This window comes from Chloracidobacterium thermophilum B, from assembly GCF_000226295.1.
Lineage (GTDB): Bacteria > Acidobacteriota > Blastocatellia > Chloracidobacteriales > Chloracidobacteriaceae > Chloracidobacterium > Chloracidobacterium thermophilum.
Map to the genome: position 1 here is coordinate 252,527 of NC_016024.1, position 15,909 is coordinate 268,435.

Sequence of the window (15,909 nt, forward strand, 5' to 3'; positions counted from 1 at the left end):
GGGGGTCAGTGCCGCGTTGCTTCCGGCAGCGGGGCCGCCGGAGCGGCGACGCGCTGCCGCAGCGCCACAAGCTGTGCCTCGCGGTCGTCGCGGTAAAACAGGTTGAAGGTGTCGAAGGGGATGATCCGCCCGTCAGGGTGAACGATGTGGACACACGACCGCTTCACCGAGCGGATGTCGAGATTGTGGGCGTCCATAAACTGCACGATGAGAATCCGAAAGACGTTCTCGTAGCTCAGCGATGCCGGAACGTTGACCAGCGGCAGGCAGCAGAGGAGTTGTTTGAGGGAAAGCGCCTGCCCGTCCGGGGAGTGGCCCGTGGAAAACGTCCTGAACAGTTGCTCCCGAAACGCCGCCTGGTGCTCGTAGGCGATGGTGTTGTTGCCTTCGCCGGCCAGCAGCATCTGCGGATCAATGAGTCCGGTCAGCGGGATGATGTCTCCGCCGAGTTTCAGGGCGTAGGCCATGGCCAGACAGTCGGGATGGCAGGGAACGGGCAGGACATCCTGGGGGCGCAGCCACGGGACCTGCCGCAGCAGTTGCTGCCGTACTTCGCCCAGCGTCAGGCGGTCACGCGCCGGGTCGAAGTGTTCGGTCCGTCCGGCGGCCTGTACCGGCTGGAAGGTCACACCGCGCACGCACGGATGCTGAAGGGCAAAGGCGATGATGTCGCCAATTTCGTCGTCGTTGACGCCCTTTTTGAGGGTGACGACAAGGGTTGTGGAGACCTTCAGCCGGTCGAGCCGTTCCAGCGCGCGCTCACGGACGGCCCGCAGGTCCAGTCCGCGCAGGTCACAGAGGGCGGCGGGCCGCAGGGAATCGAACTGAAGGTACACCTCGAAGCCGGGCATGTAGCCAGCCAGCCGTTCGGCAAAGGCTTCGTCCTGGGCGATGCGAATGCCGTTGGTGTTGATCATCAGGTGCTTGATGGGACGGCGGCGGGCGGCATCGAGAATCCCGAAAAATGCCGGGTGCAGCGTCGGTTCGCCGCCGCTGATCTGCACGATGTCCGGCTCGCCTTCATTGCGTACGACACAGTCGAGCATGAACTCAACCTGTTCGAGGCTGCGATGGGTCGGACGATGGGGCCCCGAATCGGCATAGCAAATCGGACAGGTCAGGTTGCAGTGGTCGGTGATCTCGACAATGGTCAGGCAGCCATGCTGCTCGTGATCAGGACAGATGCCGCAGTCATACGGACAGCCATACCGAATAGGCGTGTTGAACTGCCGGACGAGTTGGCCGGGCTTCAAAAACTGCCGTTGCTGCCGGTAAAACGCGGCATCCGTGGAAATGAGCACCCGTTCGCGCCCGTGCGTCGGGCAGAACTTGTGCATGAACACCCGCTCGCCTTCGATGACAATCTTGGCCTCGACCTTCTGGAAACATGTCGCGCAGATGGCGTTGGTCAGCTCATAGAACAGGTAGGGGCGGTCAGCCATGGGCCGGGCTTCCTTTCGCCGTGGAGTGGGCCGTTGCGGGGGCGTGGGGGAGCGTTGGTCTCCACTGACGCCACAGGCTGATGGCAGCCGCAACCAAGCCGAGCAAAGCCACAAACTGAATGGCCGTCAGTCCGATGAGGTAAGGGAACGGATGCGGCTTGATGAACTCGATGGCGAAGCGGAAGGCGAAGTAGCCGATGAGAAACTGGCGAAACCGCGCGCCATCCGGTGCGCCGGGCAGCTTCCATGTCCAGAGCAGCCAGCCAAGCCCGGTCAGATAGAGGATTTCATAGAGCTGGGTTGGGTGGCGGCGGAGGCCGTCGCCGAAATCAACGCCCCAGGGCAGGCTGGTGGCGATGCCGCAGGTGCCGTCGGAGAGACCGGTGAGAAAGCACCCGATCCGTCCGATGGCGATACCCACGATGAGCGGAAAGACGTAGGCATCGCCGGTGGCCTGCGAAACGCCGGCAAAGCGTTTGGCGACTTCGACACCCAGCCAGCCGCCCAGCAGCCCGCCCACGATGGACTTTCCCTGAAGCCAGATGAGCGGGTTGGCGCGGTGCTGCCAGTAGAGCGGGAAGACTTCCAGCCAGGCGACGAGCTTTGACCCAAGGGCCGCGCCGGCCAGGCAGCCGACGAGCGTCCAGACTGCCTGTTCGACCGTCATTCCGCCGGGTTGCCGGCGGCGGGCGCGAAGGTAGAGCCGAAAGCCAACCGTGTAGGCCAGAATTTCACAGACCAGATGAATCGGAATGGTGACGCCGGGCAGCCGCAGGTCGTAGGGGAAGCTCATGGCAGAACACCATTCTGCTGGGAGGTCCGTTCAGCGGGACATGTAGCGTTCGGCGGTTTTGACGCGCACCAGCGCTGCTTCCAGTTCGGCGCGCAGACGGGAAAGGTCTTCATCGGGGCGTTCGGCTTCGGCTTTCCTGAGCGCCAGTTCGGCTTCACGCAGGCGCGTCCGGGCTTCCTCGATGTCAATGTCTTCGGCGAGTTCGGCCCGTTCGGTCAGCACGGTGACGCGGTTGCCCAGAACTTCCACGAAACCCTGCGCCACGAACGCCAGGGTTTCCTTTCCCCCTTGGCGATAGGTCAAAAGACCAGCCACACCAAGTTGTGACATCAGGGCGGCGTGGCCGGGGAGGACACCGATTTCACCATCCAGCGCCGGCAGGACGACTTCATCCACGGTCTGGGAAGGAAACGCCCGTTCGGGGGTAACGATGTCGAGTGTGAGAGACATATCCTTCAAATTGGTCCTTCATGTGCCAGATTTGTCTGTGGCGGCACGATACCAGCCCTGCCCCCGGATTGGAAACCGGTTGCCCAAGACAGTGGTCAGGACAATGAAGTTGGGCATTCCGAGGCAGACCTGCCAATGAAAGTCTGAAAGTGTCGCCGCCTGAGTTTTCTTGAGACAGGAGATTGTTCATGGCTGTTGAAATCACTGGCAAGTATCTCGGCGCTTTGCGCGTTGAAATGACCCACGGACCCTCCGGGGCACTTCTGCAAACCGTGGCCCCGACGGACAACCAGGGGGACGGAAGCTGTTTTTCGCCAACGGACCTCGTGGCGGCGGCGCTTGGCTCCTGCATGATGACCCTGATGGGTATCGTTGCCCAGCGCGACGGCCTCGACCTTTCCGGCGCACATTTCCGCGTCGTCAAACACATGCAGACGACCTCGCCGCGCCGTGTGGCATCCCTACCCATCACCTTTCACCTGCCGGGTCACATTCCAGCCGAGGCCCGTCCCAAACTCGAACGTGCGGCCCTGACCTGCCCCGTTCACCACAGCCTGCACCCGGACATTGAAAGCAAGGTTGAGTTCCTTTACGACCTGTGAACCGCACATCAACGGGCGTTGACAGGTCACAGGCGGCGGCGTATGTTCTCGCCAGGTCATCCGATGCGGGCGTAGCTCAATGGTAGAGTACCAGCTTCCCAAGCTGGGTGTTGTGGGTTCGAGTCCCATCGCCCGCTCCACATCCGGCGCCAAAAACCACGGCTGCCGAAAGACCACTTGACATACTCCCCTGCCTAAAGGCAGGGGATTCTTGTTCTTGGTTCTGCGAGCGCACTTACTTCATCAGGTTGCCCCTCTAAAGCAGCGGTGCATCTCTCCCCAAGCGTTCCCTCTTTCGAGGCAGTTCCCTTTTGCCCAAAGGTACTGTTTTGCCACTCCATTCCCAAGATGCTTAGTCCCTTCTTGAGGATGTTCAAAGCCGCATTCTGGTCTCTGTCTGATTCAAATCCACATTTAGGACAACTATGGGTTCTAGTGGATAGGGTTTTTACTACCCTATGCTCACAGTGACTACAGTCCTGTGTGGTGTACTGCGGCGGTACGCTGACTACTGCCTTGTCCCACACCTTGCCGTAGTAGTCCAGCCACGCAGTGAATTGAGACCAGCCAGCATCATGAATGGATTTGGCAAGATGATGATTTTTGACCAGGTTCTTCACCTGCAAGTCTTCATACGCCACGACATCGTGAGATGCCACCACGCACCGTGCCTGCTTAATTGCCCAGTCTTTACGCTGGCGTTGGACTTTCAGATGCACTTTGCCCAGTCGCTTTCTTTGCTTGTGGTAGTTCTTGGATTGGGATTTTGCCCCCTTCTTGAACTTCCGAACTTAATCTGCGCTGGTGTTGCTTTAACCTCCTTTCACTACGCCTCAAAAACTTAGGATACTCTACAGGGTTGCCGTTCTGGTCGGTGTAGAAAGCCCTTAAGCCCAAGTCAATGCCAATAACATTGCCTGTGTATGCTCCCTGCTCTTTGCGCTCCACATCCAAGCAGAACTGAGCATAGTACCCATCTGCCCTGCGTATCACCCGCACCCGATTGATTTTGGAGTTTAGGATATGGTGTCTTGCCTCACCATTGCAGTACAGAGCAAAAGCACCAGCATTGAAGCCATCAGTGAAGGTGATAGACATTCCATCTCCTGACAGCTTCCAGCCAGATACCTTGTATTCCACAGAACGGCAATGCCTCTTGAACTTGGGATACCCTTTCTTGACCGCCTTGTTTCTGCAGTTGGTATAGAACCGAGAAATGGAAGCCCAGGCTCGCTCTGCACTTGCCTGCCTTGCCGCTGAGTTTAACTTCCTGACAAAGTCAAACTCTTTGGCCAGGTCTTTGCAGTGGGCATAGAGAACAGCTTTGTTTACACTCTTGTTGTCCATCCAGTACCGCACACATTTGTTTCTGACAAACTGTGCGGTACGGATGGCTTCATCCAGAGCCTGATACTGCTCTGCTGTCCCGTTGAGTAGCTTGGCTTCCATGACTCTCATACTGCTATTTTAGCACAGGTTTGGCTTGATAAAACAGCGTGCGCCTTATATCCCTGCCCTAAAGTGCAGGGCTTTACGGCGTTTTTTCGGTAAAACAGACAACAACAAACAAAAAACGAGGCGGATGAAACCATCCGCCTCGCGTCGTTTGGGCGTCCGTGTAACGCTACCGACTTAGTAGTTACGGAACAGCGCGTTGGCATCCAGCGTGCCGTTGCTGACGCACCGGCCGTTGAGGGATGAAATCCGATAGACGCTGTTCATGATGTTGTTCTTGATGGTGAGGCCGCGCGCCGAACGCCGGGCGGCGTACAGTGCGACCACACCCGTGACGTGCGGGGTTGCCATCGAAGTGCCGCTCAGAGAGCCATACCGGCTCGCCGGCAGCGTGGACTGAATGTTAGAGCCGGGCGCGCCGAGGTCAACACTCGTGCGGCCGTAGTTCGAGAAGGAAGACAGCGCGCCGGTGCTCGTGATGGAAGCCACGGCAATGATGCAGTTGTGGCTGTAGCTGGCCGGGTAGGACGGACGGCGGTCGTTGTCGTTGGACTCGTTGCCCGCTGCCGCCACGAAGAGAATGTTGCGCGCTTGGGCGCGGGAAATCGCATCGAACAGCGCCTGCGAGTAACCGCCGCCGCCCCACGAGTTGTTCGTGGCAACGATGTCCAGCCCATGCCGCACCTTGAGGTCGGTGAAGTAGTCAATGGCGCGGATGGCGTTGGCTGTTGTGCCGCCCTGCGCACCCAGGAACTTGGCCGAAATCATGGTCACGCGCCAGTTGACGCCGACGACGCCGATGCCGTTGTTGCCTACGGCACCAATCGTGCCGGCCACGTGCGTGCCGTGGGAGTCAATGTTGGTCGAACCGGAAGCCGGCCCGTCATACACCGTCCGGTCGTTGTTGGCGAAGTCCCAGCCATGCGTGTCATCCACATAGCCATTGCCGTCGTTGTCGCGTCCATCCACGGGATCGAAGGGGTTGACCCAGATGTTGGCCTGCAGGTCGGGATGGTTGACCTGGATGCCTTCGTCAATGACGCCGACGTAGATGTTGCGTGAACCGGTGCCATTCGTCACCGAGGTGGACCACACGGCGGCGGCTTCACTGCCGTACTGATTGCTCGTGCCGCTGCCGGTCCGGTAGCCATACATCCCCCACATCGAGCCGTTCAGGAAGAGCGGGTCGTTGGGACGCGCTGCCTGAAGCTTGGTGTAAATCCAGTTGGGTTCAACCGACTTGACGGCCCGGTGGCCGCGGAGAATTTCGCACGCTTCCTTGACGCTCAGACCCGGCGGCAGGGTGTCGAGTTCAACCTCACCGGCCGGGCGCTCCATACCGTTGCGCAGGGGCGTGCCAGCTTCGAGCATACGCCGTTCGTCGGACGAAAGCAGCGTTGTCGCACGGGCGGCGCCAATCATGGCGCGCACCTCGGCGCGGCTGCGCTCATCAGCGTCTTCGTAGTACTGGATGATGACCTGATTGGCCACGTAACGCGGCTCACCGGCTACGTCCACCGGGTATTCGTCGCGTCCACTACCACCTGCCGACGGCGGCAGCGGGCGGCTGATCTGGCTGAAAGTGGTTGCCGTCATACCTCCGGCAAGCAAAAGCGCAAACGCAAGGGCCAGTGACTTTTTCACGATGAGGATTCCTCCATGGATGAAGCGGGAAAGGATTTGTGGTGCGCAGAACCGTCTGGCGCTGTGCGCATCCTGTGCAAGACAACTTGCGTGCCAAACCTGACGGACTCCCGTTGGAATGACACCCGCTATGGGCCGGCGGCGCGCCACACTGTGACCCGTGACGCGCCGGAATGCCGGCTTTTTCAAGGTTTTTTCGTCCATGGCACTGGCTTGTGACGCAAAAGGCTTGAGAAAGGGCCGACTTGGCATTACCTTCACGGCCTTGCACCTGAACCGTCAATCGCCGCTAAAGTGTCAAATGACTTGCTGTCAACCTGCTTGACGGCAAGCATCTTGATGGTTATGGAGACTGACTCGTCGCCGCGATGTCTGATGCGCTTTCTGCCAGTGCGCCACGCCTGAGTCGCCATGAGTGGTTGGTCAGTCGGCTGCAATTCGAAATCGGAGAACTTGAGCAACAGGGGTCGCCGCTGGCTGTCGAACGGCGCTTTGAGCTGGCCCGCCTTCTGGCCGAGGTGCACCGCTTTGACGAGGCCGTACAGGTTCTGGACCGCATCGCCGCACAGGCGGCTGATGCGGAAACCATCGCCGGCGTTCACCTCCAGCGGGCGGACACCTATCTGCGCCAGCACCACATTCCGCGCGCCATTCACGAAGCCAATCTGGCGCTGAAGGTGGGAGAGTCTGAGCGCCTGGAAACTGTAGTGGGGCAGGCGGAAGCCCTTTTGGGACGCATCTACGCGGCCATTGATGAATACGCCATCGCCCGTGAGCATCTGGAGCGGGGGCGGCGTTTGCTGGAAGCGGCCCGCAGGATGCGCGGCGTTGCCGAATGCCGCTGGCAACTTGCTGTTATTGCCTATCACGAGGGGCGTCCGGCCGAATCGCGTGATGAAGCCGCGCGCGCCCTCGCGCTGCTTGAAGCCCTGCCGGGCGGGTTGGCGGCCCAGGACCCCAAGCTGGTGGGGCAGTTGCTTGACCACCAGGCTTTCATGGCTTTTGAGGCAGGCGATCTCGCCACGGCGCTGGCGCTGCTGGAAAGGGCCCTGTCCCACTGGGCGCAAACCGATGACCGGTTGGCGTTGGGGCGGGCGTATGACCTGGTGGCCGATGTGCGCATGTGCGCCGGCAAGTGGCGCGAGGCTGAAGAAGCCTTGGGGCAGGCGATGTCGCTGGTGGCGGATGACCAGGCGGCTGAAAGCCTGGTACGCCGGACGGCAAGCCGCCTGCGGCTCTGGCAGGGTGATCTGGACGCTGCCGAACGGCAGGCCCGGTTGGCCGTGGAACGGGCGCTGGCCGCCGGACGGGCGGCTGCCGAAGCCGGCGGCTGGGAAGCTCTGGCCGAAGTGCTGCTGGCGCAGGGACGCAACGAGGAAGCCCTGGCGCTGTTTGAGCAGGCCACGCGCATCAACGCCAAAATCAACCGGATCAACCGTCTGCCCATCAGCCACCTGCGTCTGGCCGAAGCCTGTCTGGCCACGGGCGATGCCGTCCGGGCGGAAGCCCATATCCGCCGCGCCCGTGAGCTGTTCGGAGAGACATCGAAGCTTCATGCTGCGGGTCTGCTCTGTCGGCTCGAAGGGGAGTTGCACCTCGTGCGCAACAATCCCAGTGAGGCCGTCACGGCTTTTACCCAAAGCCTGTCCATGTTTGAAGCGGCCGGCTTTCTCTACGACGCCGCCACGAGTCACCTTGGAGCCGGCCGGGCCTTTCTCGCTCTGGGCAATCCGGCCCGGGCGCGCCTTCACCTCGAAGCCGCCCAGCGGCTCTTTATGGAACTGGGCGCCCAACGTGGCCTGGCACAGGCGATGCAGTTGCTGGCTGACGCCCAACGCGCCGATGAGCGGGACCGTCCACTGGCTCCCGCGCCCAGCCTCGATGCCCTGCTCGTCGAAAGTCTTGTGGCGGCTTCGACAACACCGGATTTGCTGCTGCGCGAACTGGTCATCCTGCTCCGTGATGAACTGCGGGTGAACGCTGCTATTTTTGAACAGATGCCCGATGGACTGCGGCTCCACGCGGGCAGCGCCGGTCCAGCCGAGCGGATGCGCCGTGCTCTGGAAAGCAGCCTGCATGATGAGCGTTCCCTGCCGGACGATCTGACGGTGCGCACGTTCAATGACGTGCGGCCCGGAGCCGATCTCGCTCCCATGCGGCGGTTTTTCCTGTGCCTGAGCGGCGTCATCGCGCCCAACATCGCCACAACCATCGAGGCGCTCGTCCACGTCGTGGAGTTCATTCTCGAAAATCACCGTCTGCGCAACACCGTCCGGGCTTCCCGGGCCATTGCAAGCAGTGAGCCGGCGGCCAACCGCTTTGCCCACCTGGGTCTGGTGTGCGAGTCGCCGGCCATGCTGTCGGTTGTGGAGCGGATTGAAAAAATCCGCTCCTCCGATGTGACGGTGCTCATCACGGGTGAGTCCGGGGTCGGCAAGGAACTCGTGGCCCGGGCGCTCCACGCCACCAGCCGCCGCCGGGACCGGGTGTTTTTGCCCTTCAACTGTGCCGCGATTCCGGCCGAGTTGGTCGAAAGCCGGCTGTTCGGGCACCGCCAGGGAGCTTTTACCGGGGCCAACAAAGACGCCCTGGGCATCATCCGGTCGGCTGCTGGCGGAACGCTGTTTCTGGACGAAATCGGAGAGCTGGCCCTGCACGTCCAGCCCAAGCTGCTGCGCTTCCTGCAGGAGCGCGAAATTCACCCGGTAGGCGAGGAAAAGCCCATCAAGGTGGATGTCCGGGTCATTGCGGCGACCAACCGCGACCTGGAAGCGGAGGTGGCCCAGGGCCGGTTTCGGGAAGACCTGTTTCACCGCCTCAACGTGGTACGTCTGCACGTCCCACCGCTGCGGGCGCGCCGCGAAGACATTGCGCCGTTGGTACGGCATCTGTTGCGCGAGTGCGCCAAGCGGGAAGGGAAAAATGTTGCCCTTTCCGAAGCCGCTCTGGAACGTCTGTGCCAGCTTCCCTGGCCGGGCAATGTGCGGCAGCTCAAAAATGAAGTTGAGCGGGCGGTTGCACTTGCCGAACCCAACGACATCCTGACGCCCGATCACTTTTCACCGGAGTTGTGGCTCGCCACACCGCCGATGCCGAGTGGCGCGCACCGCATTCCGCCGTTGCCGCCGGGCGGTCGCCGTGGAACGGGGGAGCTGGTTCTGCCTTCCCGACCCACGTTGTCAGCGGCCGTGGAGGCGCTGGAGCGCCAGATGATTGCCGAGGCGCTGGAGCGTCACCACGGCAACGTCACCCATGCTGCACGTGAACTGGGCCTGACCCGGCAGGGGCTGATTCTCAAGCGCCGCCGCTATGGCCTTGAAAAAGAACCGCTGCGGGAATGATGCCGGTACACTATGGCAAAGGCAGGCCCCACCGGCGAACCGTGCCATCCTGCCCGCAGGAAAAGGCGTGGACGCCATCGGGATGCAGAGCCACGTGGTGCACCCGTTCGGTGTGACCGGTCAGGCACATAATTTCACAGCCGCTTTCGATGTCCCACAGCCGCACGGTCCGGTCGTCGCTGCCCGACAGAAGCCGTTTGCCATCGGCCGAAATGGCCAGACTGTTGACGTAGTTGCCGTGGCCAATGAAGACCTGCACCGGTTTTCCGTCGGCGACCTGCCACAGGCGAATTGTCGAATCAAGGTTGACTGACGCCACCTGCCGGCCATCGGGCGTAAAGACGACCTGCGCCGAGCCGTAGGGAATTTGCCCGGCATCAAGCCGTTTGATGCGCCGCCGCCCTTCACTTTCGGCCGTCTTGACCTGCTTGAGTTCGCTGCCGACCAGCCGCTGGCGGTCATCCGAAATGGACACGCTCAGCGAGTCGTAGGTCGTTTCGTCCGGCGGCAGATAGAGCAACTCCCGTCCAGTGTGCGTGGCCCACAGGTGGATGTCACCGCTGACGGTCATGACGATGACCGATTGCCCGTCCGGCGCAAAGGTGGCGCAGGCAATTTCATCGGCATGCTTGGTGAACCGGCGGATTTCGCGTCCGGTGGAAGTTTCCCACAGGCGTACGGTTTTGTCCTGCCCGCCGGTCACAATCCATTGCCCGTCTGGCGAGAACGCCACCGTCGTCACCATCGTGTGCCCGAAGAGCCGCCGCAGTTCGCTGCCGCTCTGGGCGTCGCGCAGGCGGAGGCTGTCATCCGCGCCGCTGAACACGGCCAGGCGGTTGTCGGGACTTAGCGCCGCACAGCGTACCGGAAACATGCGCCCGGCGGCAAAACGGGTGATTTCACGCCCGTCTTCAGTCGAAAACATGCCGATGGTCTGGTCACGGCGCGCTGAATGGAAAAACCTGCCATCCCGCGAAAAAGCAATGCTGTTTGGGTAGGTGTGGCCGGTGAAGACGGCAATCTCGCCGAGCTTTTCGGCCGGTTTTACCGGTTCGGGCGCTGGCAACACCAGCCCTGCCAGATTCGGCAGGTGTGGAGCGGGGCCATTTGTCGCCGATGGAGCCGTGGCCGCCGGGACGCTTTCCGTCAGCGGGGAAGTGATGATTTCCAGGGTTGAGGTCAGGTCGAAGAGCAACGGTACGCTGGGGCCTTCAGCCGTCAGCGCCGGGAGTCCGGCCGGAACCGCCGGTGAGGCGGGGTCCGCCGATGGCGTTGACGCCGGACTGCCCAGGGTGAACTTCCCGGAAGAGTAGCCGAAGGAAGATTCGCCCGTGGCTGCCAGCAGCTCGCTGGCCAGTTCCTCTGCCGTCGGCCGGTTGGCCGGGTCCTTTTCCAGCGCGTGCAGGACAACCCGCTCGATTTCCGCTGGAACGGCCGGGTTGTATGAACGCAATGGCGGCGGCGGATCATTGACCTGCATCCACATCACGGCGACGAAATCATTGTCCGGCGACTCGAACGGCAACTTTCCCGTCAGCATCTGGTACATCATGATGCCCAGACTGTACACGTCCGCCTTGCCGTCGTAGGGCTTGTTGCGCATGCGTTCCGGCGACATGTATTCCGGCGTCCCCATGAGAATGCCGGTGGCCGTCAGGTTGCGCCGGCCGGGTTCTTTCGGGGGGCGCGCCAGCTTGGCAATGCCGAAGTCGAGTACCTTGACGACCTCTCCGCGCCGGGTGCGGTGGAGAAAAATGTTATCCGGCTTGATGTCGCGGTGGACGATGCCCGATGCATGGGCTTCGGTGAGCACATCGCACACCGGGATGATGATTTCCACACAGCGTTCGAGTGGAAGCACAAACCGTTCCTGGAGTTCGTCGCTCAGCGGGCGGCCGTCGAGCAGCTCCATCACCAGGTAGGCATGGCCATCCTGGGTGATGCTGAAATCCAGAACGGCCACGGCGTTGGGATGGGAAACCGAGCAGGCCGAGACGCCTTCCTGCCGAAACCGCTCCAGGTTTTCCGGCGTGGTGTTGTGGATGTTGTTGTGCAGCACCTTGACTGCCACAGGGCGGTTGAGGTTCAGATGCGTGGCCCGATAGACCGCACCAAAACCGCCCACGCCAATTTTGGCGTCAAGGCGATACTTGCCATCGAGAGTGACACCAATGAAGGGATCGGGGATGGTCGTCAAGGGCTGGTGTCTCCACGAAGAAAACCTGGGTCTGTGCGGGATGAGAAGCCTATTGTGTGCCAAACCTTGTGGTATGACAACCAAGTTTCTCGTCAACCTTTTGGCAGCCGATTGTAGCGAAAATTCAGATATGGTGCAGCCAGATGGCGCGCCGGCGGACTCTTTTTCCGTCGGTTTTCAGTCCGGTGTTCCGCGCTGCGCGCTGGTGGTTGGCCGGCGGCGGCCATAGCGAAACTTCAGCACCAGAATCGTGGCGACCAGAACCAGCGTGAGGGTGTTCCACACCATCAGCGGTATGTCCCGGCGGAGCAACCCATAGATGAGCCACAGGATGACACCGGTGGAAAACACAAGGTACATGCCGGCCGAAACGTCTTTGACCGACTTCGTGCGCCAGCTCTGCCACACCTGAAGGGCGAAAGAAAAGCTGGTGAGGGCGCCGGCCAAAAGGCCCAGAACTGTCAGTGTGGCAGAGGAAGGCATAGGTGTGGCACCGGTTGGTTACGGCGCATCCGGTCGGCCTGGTCAGGGTGTCAGCCAGTGGCCACGCCAGCCGGCGGCATGATCGTCCCAGGTGAAGGCGGCCCGCCGGTGGCCGCGGGCCGCAAGCTGGAGCCAGTCCAGCCGGATAACCTCCGTGACACAGACGGCAAAGTTGACAAAGCCGGCTTCACTTTCTTCCGCCGTCGGCGACCGCTCCACCAGAGCCGGCGGCAGTCCGCTGGAGGGGGTATCGGATGGAGTGCTGGGGGCGAGTTCGGCCAGGTAACAGCGCCGTGACATCAGCCTGGTGCGCGCCCAGGCGGCTTCGGCCACAGCATCGCCCTGGTGAACCACGGTGTTCCCTTTAGCCCGTACTTGTATTCTGCCGGCCGGGTCATAAAACACCCATGCCGTTGTGTGACAGGCCTGTAACAGACGCACCTTGGGAGCGCGGGCGTCGGTGTGGAACGCCAGTTCGCGGCGGTCAGGGGAGGCGCGCCGCAGGACGACAACCCGGGCATCACAGTCCGCCAGGCCGGCCGTGGCCACGACGGGCGTGTGAAAGGGATGTCCGGCTTCCCGGACGCCGACTTCAAAAGCCTTCCAGATGCTTGTGAGGATAGCGTCGAGATCGGTTGGCAGGTCGGTTGGCAGGCGGTGGTTCTTCATCGGAAACGGCTGACACTCGGTTCGTTCGGAATGAAGAACCGCCAGAGTAAATCGCGTCCCTGAGTAATGCCAATGCGGGGCGAACTGGCGATGGGCGGCACGGTTGCGCGTGGTTGGAGGCAGACCCGGCGCCCGATCTGCTCGCCGTTGTGTTCGCGTCCAATCCCCAAGGCGCGGCAGAGGCGGCCCGGGCCGCGCGCCAACTCGTGAACCGGCATCGGGCGCGGCGTCCGGGCCTGCATGCTCTCGATGCCATGCGTCGGCGCAATGGCGCGAATGAGCACTGCGCCGGGGCCGCGCGTATCGGTCGTGAAGTTGAGGCAGTAATACATCCCGTAGATCAGATACACATAGAGCCGCCCGTAGGTCTCACGCATCAACTGGCCGCGCGGCCCACGCAAAACGGCATGCGAGGCCGGGTCGTCGGTGTAGGCTTCGGTTTCAACGATGATGCCGCCGGCGTCACCGTGCCAGAGCGTACATCCCAGAAGTTCCTGTGCGACGGTCACGGCGTCACGGGCGAAAAAATCAGCCGTCAGCATTGGGTTCATACCAGTCGGCACAGCGCGTCGGTCAACCGGCCCGCCGCTGCCGGGCAATGGTCTGGAAATAATCCGAACACGGCTCACCGGCAAGCTCCACGGCGCGCAGGTCCACGTCCAGCAGGTCAGTCCCGGTGACAACCCTGCCCACCGGGACGGCCGTTCCTTCATCCGGTTGCCAGTCCCGGCTGATGAACTTGTGGGTCAGGTCCACGACGGCCCCCTCAAACCGTACGCCAAGGGTGAAATAGACATCCACCAGGATGCGCTGCACGTCCGGCACGTGGAGTTGCCCACGGGCATGGGGGCTGCGGGCGCGATAGACGGCGCGTGGAAAGAGACCGTAGAGATTTTTGATGGCGGCGCTGATGAGCGGGCGTCCCTTGAGCGTCGTGCGCTTGAAGCCGGCCACAGATACCCGGCAGTCAGCTTCCTCCAGAAGCGCCGGAGCCTGCATCCGGTCAAACCGCTGCGGTTGCCGGAATGTGTTGGAATAGGTCTTGTGCGGCAGCGTATCCGCATCCAGCAGCCGCAGTCCCGGATCGTCCAGTTCAGCCAGCAGCCGGTTGACGCCCAGCCGGGCCATGACTTCCGCAAACGTGACCCTGGTGCAGACCCCTTCCAGGATGACGATCTCCGCCCGTGGCGCAACGCGCCGGATACCAAGCAACACTTCCCGCAGCACCGGCAGCCCTACCGTGACCGGAGCCGGTACGGGATAGCCCAGGTTCGGCTTGACGATGACCCGCTGCGCCCCATGTGCAGCCGGCGGCGGTACGTAGTGAAAGCTCGGACTATCGGCTACGGTGATGTCGGTCACGAAATGACGTGGGCCACGGCGAAGGCAGGCCGACTACAGGCTAGTCGGGGGACTAGTCGGGGGAGCGTGCAGAACAATGGAGGGCTATCCGGGATGCCCATTGCCCAGGTCACGCTCGATGGCGGCAGCAACCTGGGCGGCAAGTGTGCCGATGTCTATGCCGTTGGCTGCTTCCAGCATCACCCGGGCCAGATTTTCCGTGCCGGAGTACCGCAGGAGCAGGCGTCCCCGTCCGGCAAGCTGGGCCTCGACTTCCCGCACCGTTGCCGCCACCCGTGGCAGGGTCTCGAAGGGGCGTTTTTCACGTACGGGAACGTTGACGAGCGTCTGTGGGAAGCGGGTCAGTCCGCGCACGGCTTCGCGCAGCGAGCACTGCCGCTCCACGAGCAGGCGCAGGACGTTGAGAGCGGTCAGCAGTCCATCGCCGGCCAGGCTCTGGCGGGCAAAAATGATATGGCCCGATTGTTCACCGCCCAGCAGCGCGCCATGTTCGAGCATTGCCGCCAGCACGGCCCGGTCGCCAACCGGCGTGCGGATGAGGTCAATGCCCCGTTCCCGCAGGGCCAGTTCCAGCCCCATGTTGCTCATGACGGTCGCCACGACACAGCGCGGCGTCAGCTCGCCACGGGCATCGGCATCGGTAGCCATGGCATAGAGGATGGCATCGCCGTCCACCACTTCGCCCTGCTCATCCACAAACAGGCAGCGGTCGGCGTCCCCGTCAAAGGCAATGCCAAGCTGCGCGCCGGCTGCACGGGTCACTTCAGCCACGTGCTGGATGTGAATCGTTCCACATCCGTCGTTGATGTTGCGTCCGTTGGCGGCAGCGCCGGTCACAAAGGTTTTGGCGCCGAGCGCCTGGAGCATGATGTTGGCGTAAGGCGCGGCCGCGCCATTGGCGCAGTCAACGGCAATGGACCAGCCGGAAAGATCGAGGTCCGCGCCAATGTGCTGCGTGAGGAACTCCAGATAACTCAACGCATGGGTTGGGTCTTCCCACAACGAAGCCGGGGCTGAACCGGGCGCTTCAGGCTGCACCGGAGCCGGGGACAGGTTTTCAAGGGCGGCTTCAATGGCGGTTTCCAGCGTGTCGTCGGTTTTTTCTCCCGAAGCCAGAAAGAACTTGATGCCGTTGTCGTGAAATGGATTGTGCGAGGCCGAAATGACAATCCCAGCGTCAAAGCCTTCGGCGCGGGTCAGGTAGGCAATGCCGGGCGTGGGGATGATACCGGCGCAGCTTACTGTGCCCCCGGCCTGTGCAATCCCCTGGGCAACGGCGGCAGCTATCCACGGACTGGATTCACGGGTGTCACCGCCGATGACCAACCGGGGCGTCCGTCCGGTACGCGCCGCCAGCACCTGGCTGAGCGTCGCCCCGATGATGGTCAGAGCTTCTGGTTGAAGTGGGAACTCGCCGGCGCGGCCGCGTATCCCATCGGTACCAAAAAAGCGTCCCATGACAGTGAACTTC

At 62.1% G+C, this 15,909-nt stretch carries 14 protein-coding genes and 1 tRNA gene; 3 read left to right on the forward strand and 12 right to left on the reverse strand.

What is annotated here, in order from left to right:
* Positions 1-5 precede the first annotated feature (5 nt).
* Genes CABTHER_RS01010 through CABTHER_RS01020 form a run of 3 tightly spaced genes read right to left on the reverse strand, consistent with a single transcriptional unit; the run spans position 6 to position 2,685 of the window.
* Positions 6-1,442, reverse strand: coding sequence for a radical SAM protein (locus CABTHER_RS01010; protein ID WP_014098716.1), 1,437 nt, complete (start codon positions 1,440-1,442; stop codon positions 6-8).
* Positions 1,435-2,235: a prolipoprotein diacylglyceryl transferase gene (locus CABTHER_RS01015; protein WP_014098717.1), complete on the reverse strand. Its 801-nt coding sequence runs from the start codon at positions 2,233-2,235 to the stop codon at positions 1,435-1,437. Before CABTHER_RS01015 ends, CABTHER_RS01010 begins: the two co-directional genes overlap by 8 nt.
* A 30-nt stretch (positions 2,236-2,265) precedes the next feature.
* On the reverse strand, positions 2,266-2,685 hold the full coding sequence (locus CABTHER_RS01020; RefSeq protein ID WP_014098718.1) for a F0F1 ATP synthase subunit epsilon: 420 nt from the start codon (positions 2,683-2,685) through the stop codon (positions 2,266-2,268).
* Between the two features lie 188 nt (positions 2,686-2,873).
* On the opposite strand from CABTHER_RS01020, the gene CABTHER_RS01025 reads away from it, so the two are divergent.
* Together CABTHER_RS01025 and CABTHER_RS01030 are read left to right on the forward strand one after the other, a co-directional pair.
* Positions 2,874-3,287: an OsmC family protein gene (locus tag CABTHER_RS01025; protein ID WP_014098719.1), complete on the forward strand. Its 414-nt coding sequence runs from the start codon at positions 2,874-2,876 to the stop codon at positions 3,285-3,287.
* Between the two features lie 65 nt (positions 3,288-3,352).
* Positions 3,353-3,427 (forward strand) — tRNA-Gly (locus CABTHER_RS01030).
* A gap of 54 nt (positions 3,428-3,481) precedes the next feature.
* On the opposite strand, the gene CABTHER_RS17855 is transcribed toward CABTHER_RS01030, so the two are convergent.
* The 3 genes from CABTHER_RS17855 to CABTHER_RS01040 all read right to left on the reverse strand — a co-directional run bounded on the left by CABTHER_RS17855 (position 3,482) and on the right by CABTHER_RS01040 (position 6,386).
* Complete coding sequence (locus CABTHER_RS17855) at positions 3,482-4,006, reverse strand: RNA-guided endonuclease InsQ/TnpB family protein (RefSeq protein ID WP_455423184.1); 525 nt, start codon at positions 4,004-4,006, stop codon at positions 3,482-3,484.
* On the reverse strand, positions 3,978-4,736 hold the full coding sequence (locus CABTHER_RS17860) for an RNA-guided endonuclease InsQ/TnpB family protein (RefSeq protein ID WP_455423185.1): 759 nt from the start codon (positions 4,734-4,736) through the stop codon (positions 3,978-3,980). Before CABTHER_RS17860 ends, CABTHER_RS17855 begins: the two co-directional genes overlap by 29 nt.
* Positions 4,737-4,919: 183 nt before the next feature.
* Positions 4,920-6,386, reverse strand: coding sequence for a S8 family peptidase (locus tag CABTHER_RS01040; protein WP_041569282.1), 1,467 nt, complete (start codon positions 6,384-6,386; stop codon positions 4,920-4,922).
* Between the two features lie 368 nt (positions 6,387-6,754).
* On the opposite strand from CABTHER_RS01040, the gene CABTHER_RS15225 reads away from it, so the two are divergent.
* Positions 6,755-9,727 carry a sigma 54-interacting transcriptional regulator gene (locus CABTHER_RS15225; RefSeq protein WP_014098722.1) on the forward strand — a complete coding sequence of 991 codons (2,973 nt, stop codon included), beginning with the start codon at positions 6,755-6,757 and terminating at the stop codon, positions 9,725-9,727.
* Between the two features lie 10 nt (positions 9,728-9,737).
* Here CABTHER_RS15225 and CABTHER_RS01050 read toward each other — a convergent pair whose 3' ends face one another.
* The 6 genes from CABTHER_RS01050 to glmM form a co-directional block, all read right to left on the reverse strand.
* Entirely contained in the window at positions 9,738-11,924 is a 2,187-nt protein-coding gene (locus tag CABTHER_RS01050) for a serine/threonine-protein kinase (RefSeq protein WP_014098723.1), read from the reverse strand.
* A 177-nt stretch (positions 11,925-12,101) separates the two neighbouring features.
* Complete coding sequence (locus tag CABTHER_RS01055) at positions 12,102-12,407, reverse strand: SemiSWEET family sugar transporter (protein ID WP_014098724.1); 306 nt, start codon at positions 12,405-12,407, stop codon at positions 12,102-12,104.
* Positions 12,408-12,449: 42 nt separating this feature from the next.
* Entirely contained in the window at positions 12,450-13,076 is a 627-nt protein-coding gene (locus tag CABTHER_RS01060) for a PNPOx family protein (protein WP_014098725.1), read from the reverse strand.
* On the reverse strand, positions 13,073-13,618 hold the full coding sequence (locus tag CABTHER_RS01065) for a DNA-3-methyladenine glycosylase (RefSeq protein ID WP_014098726.1): 546 nt from the start codon (positions 13,616-13,618) through the stop codon (positions 13,073-13,075). The genes CABTHER_RS01060 and CABTHER_RS01065 overlap by 4 nt, the downstream gene beginning before the upstream one ends.
* Positions 13,619-13,649: 31 nt before the next feature.
* A complete protein-coding gene (locus tag CABTHER_RS01070; protein ID WP_014098727.1) occupies positions 13,650-14,438 on the reverse strand; it encodes a DUF362 domain-containing protein in 789 nt (262 codons plus the stop codon).
* An 84-nt stretch (positions 14,439-14,522) separates the two neighbouring features.
* A complete protein-coding gene (gene glmM, locus CABTHER_RS01075; RefSeq protein WP_014098728.1) occupies positions 14,523-15,896 on the reverse strand; it encodes a phosphoglucosamine mutase in 1,374 nt (457 codons plus the stop codon).
* Between the last annotated feature and the right edge of the window lie 13 nt (positions 15,897-15,909).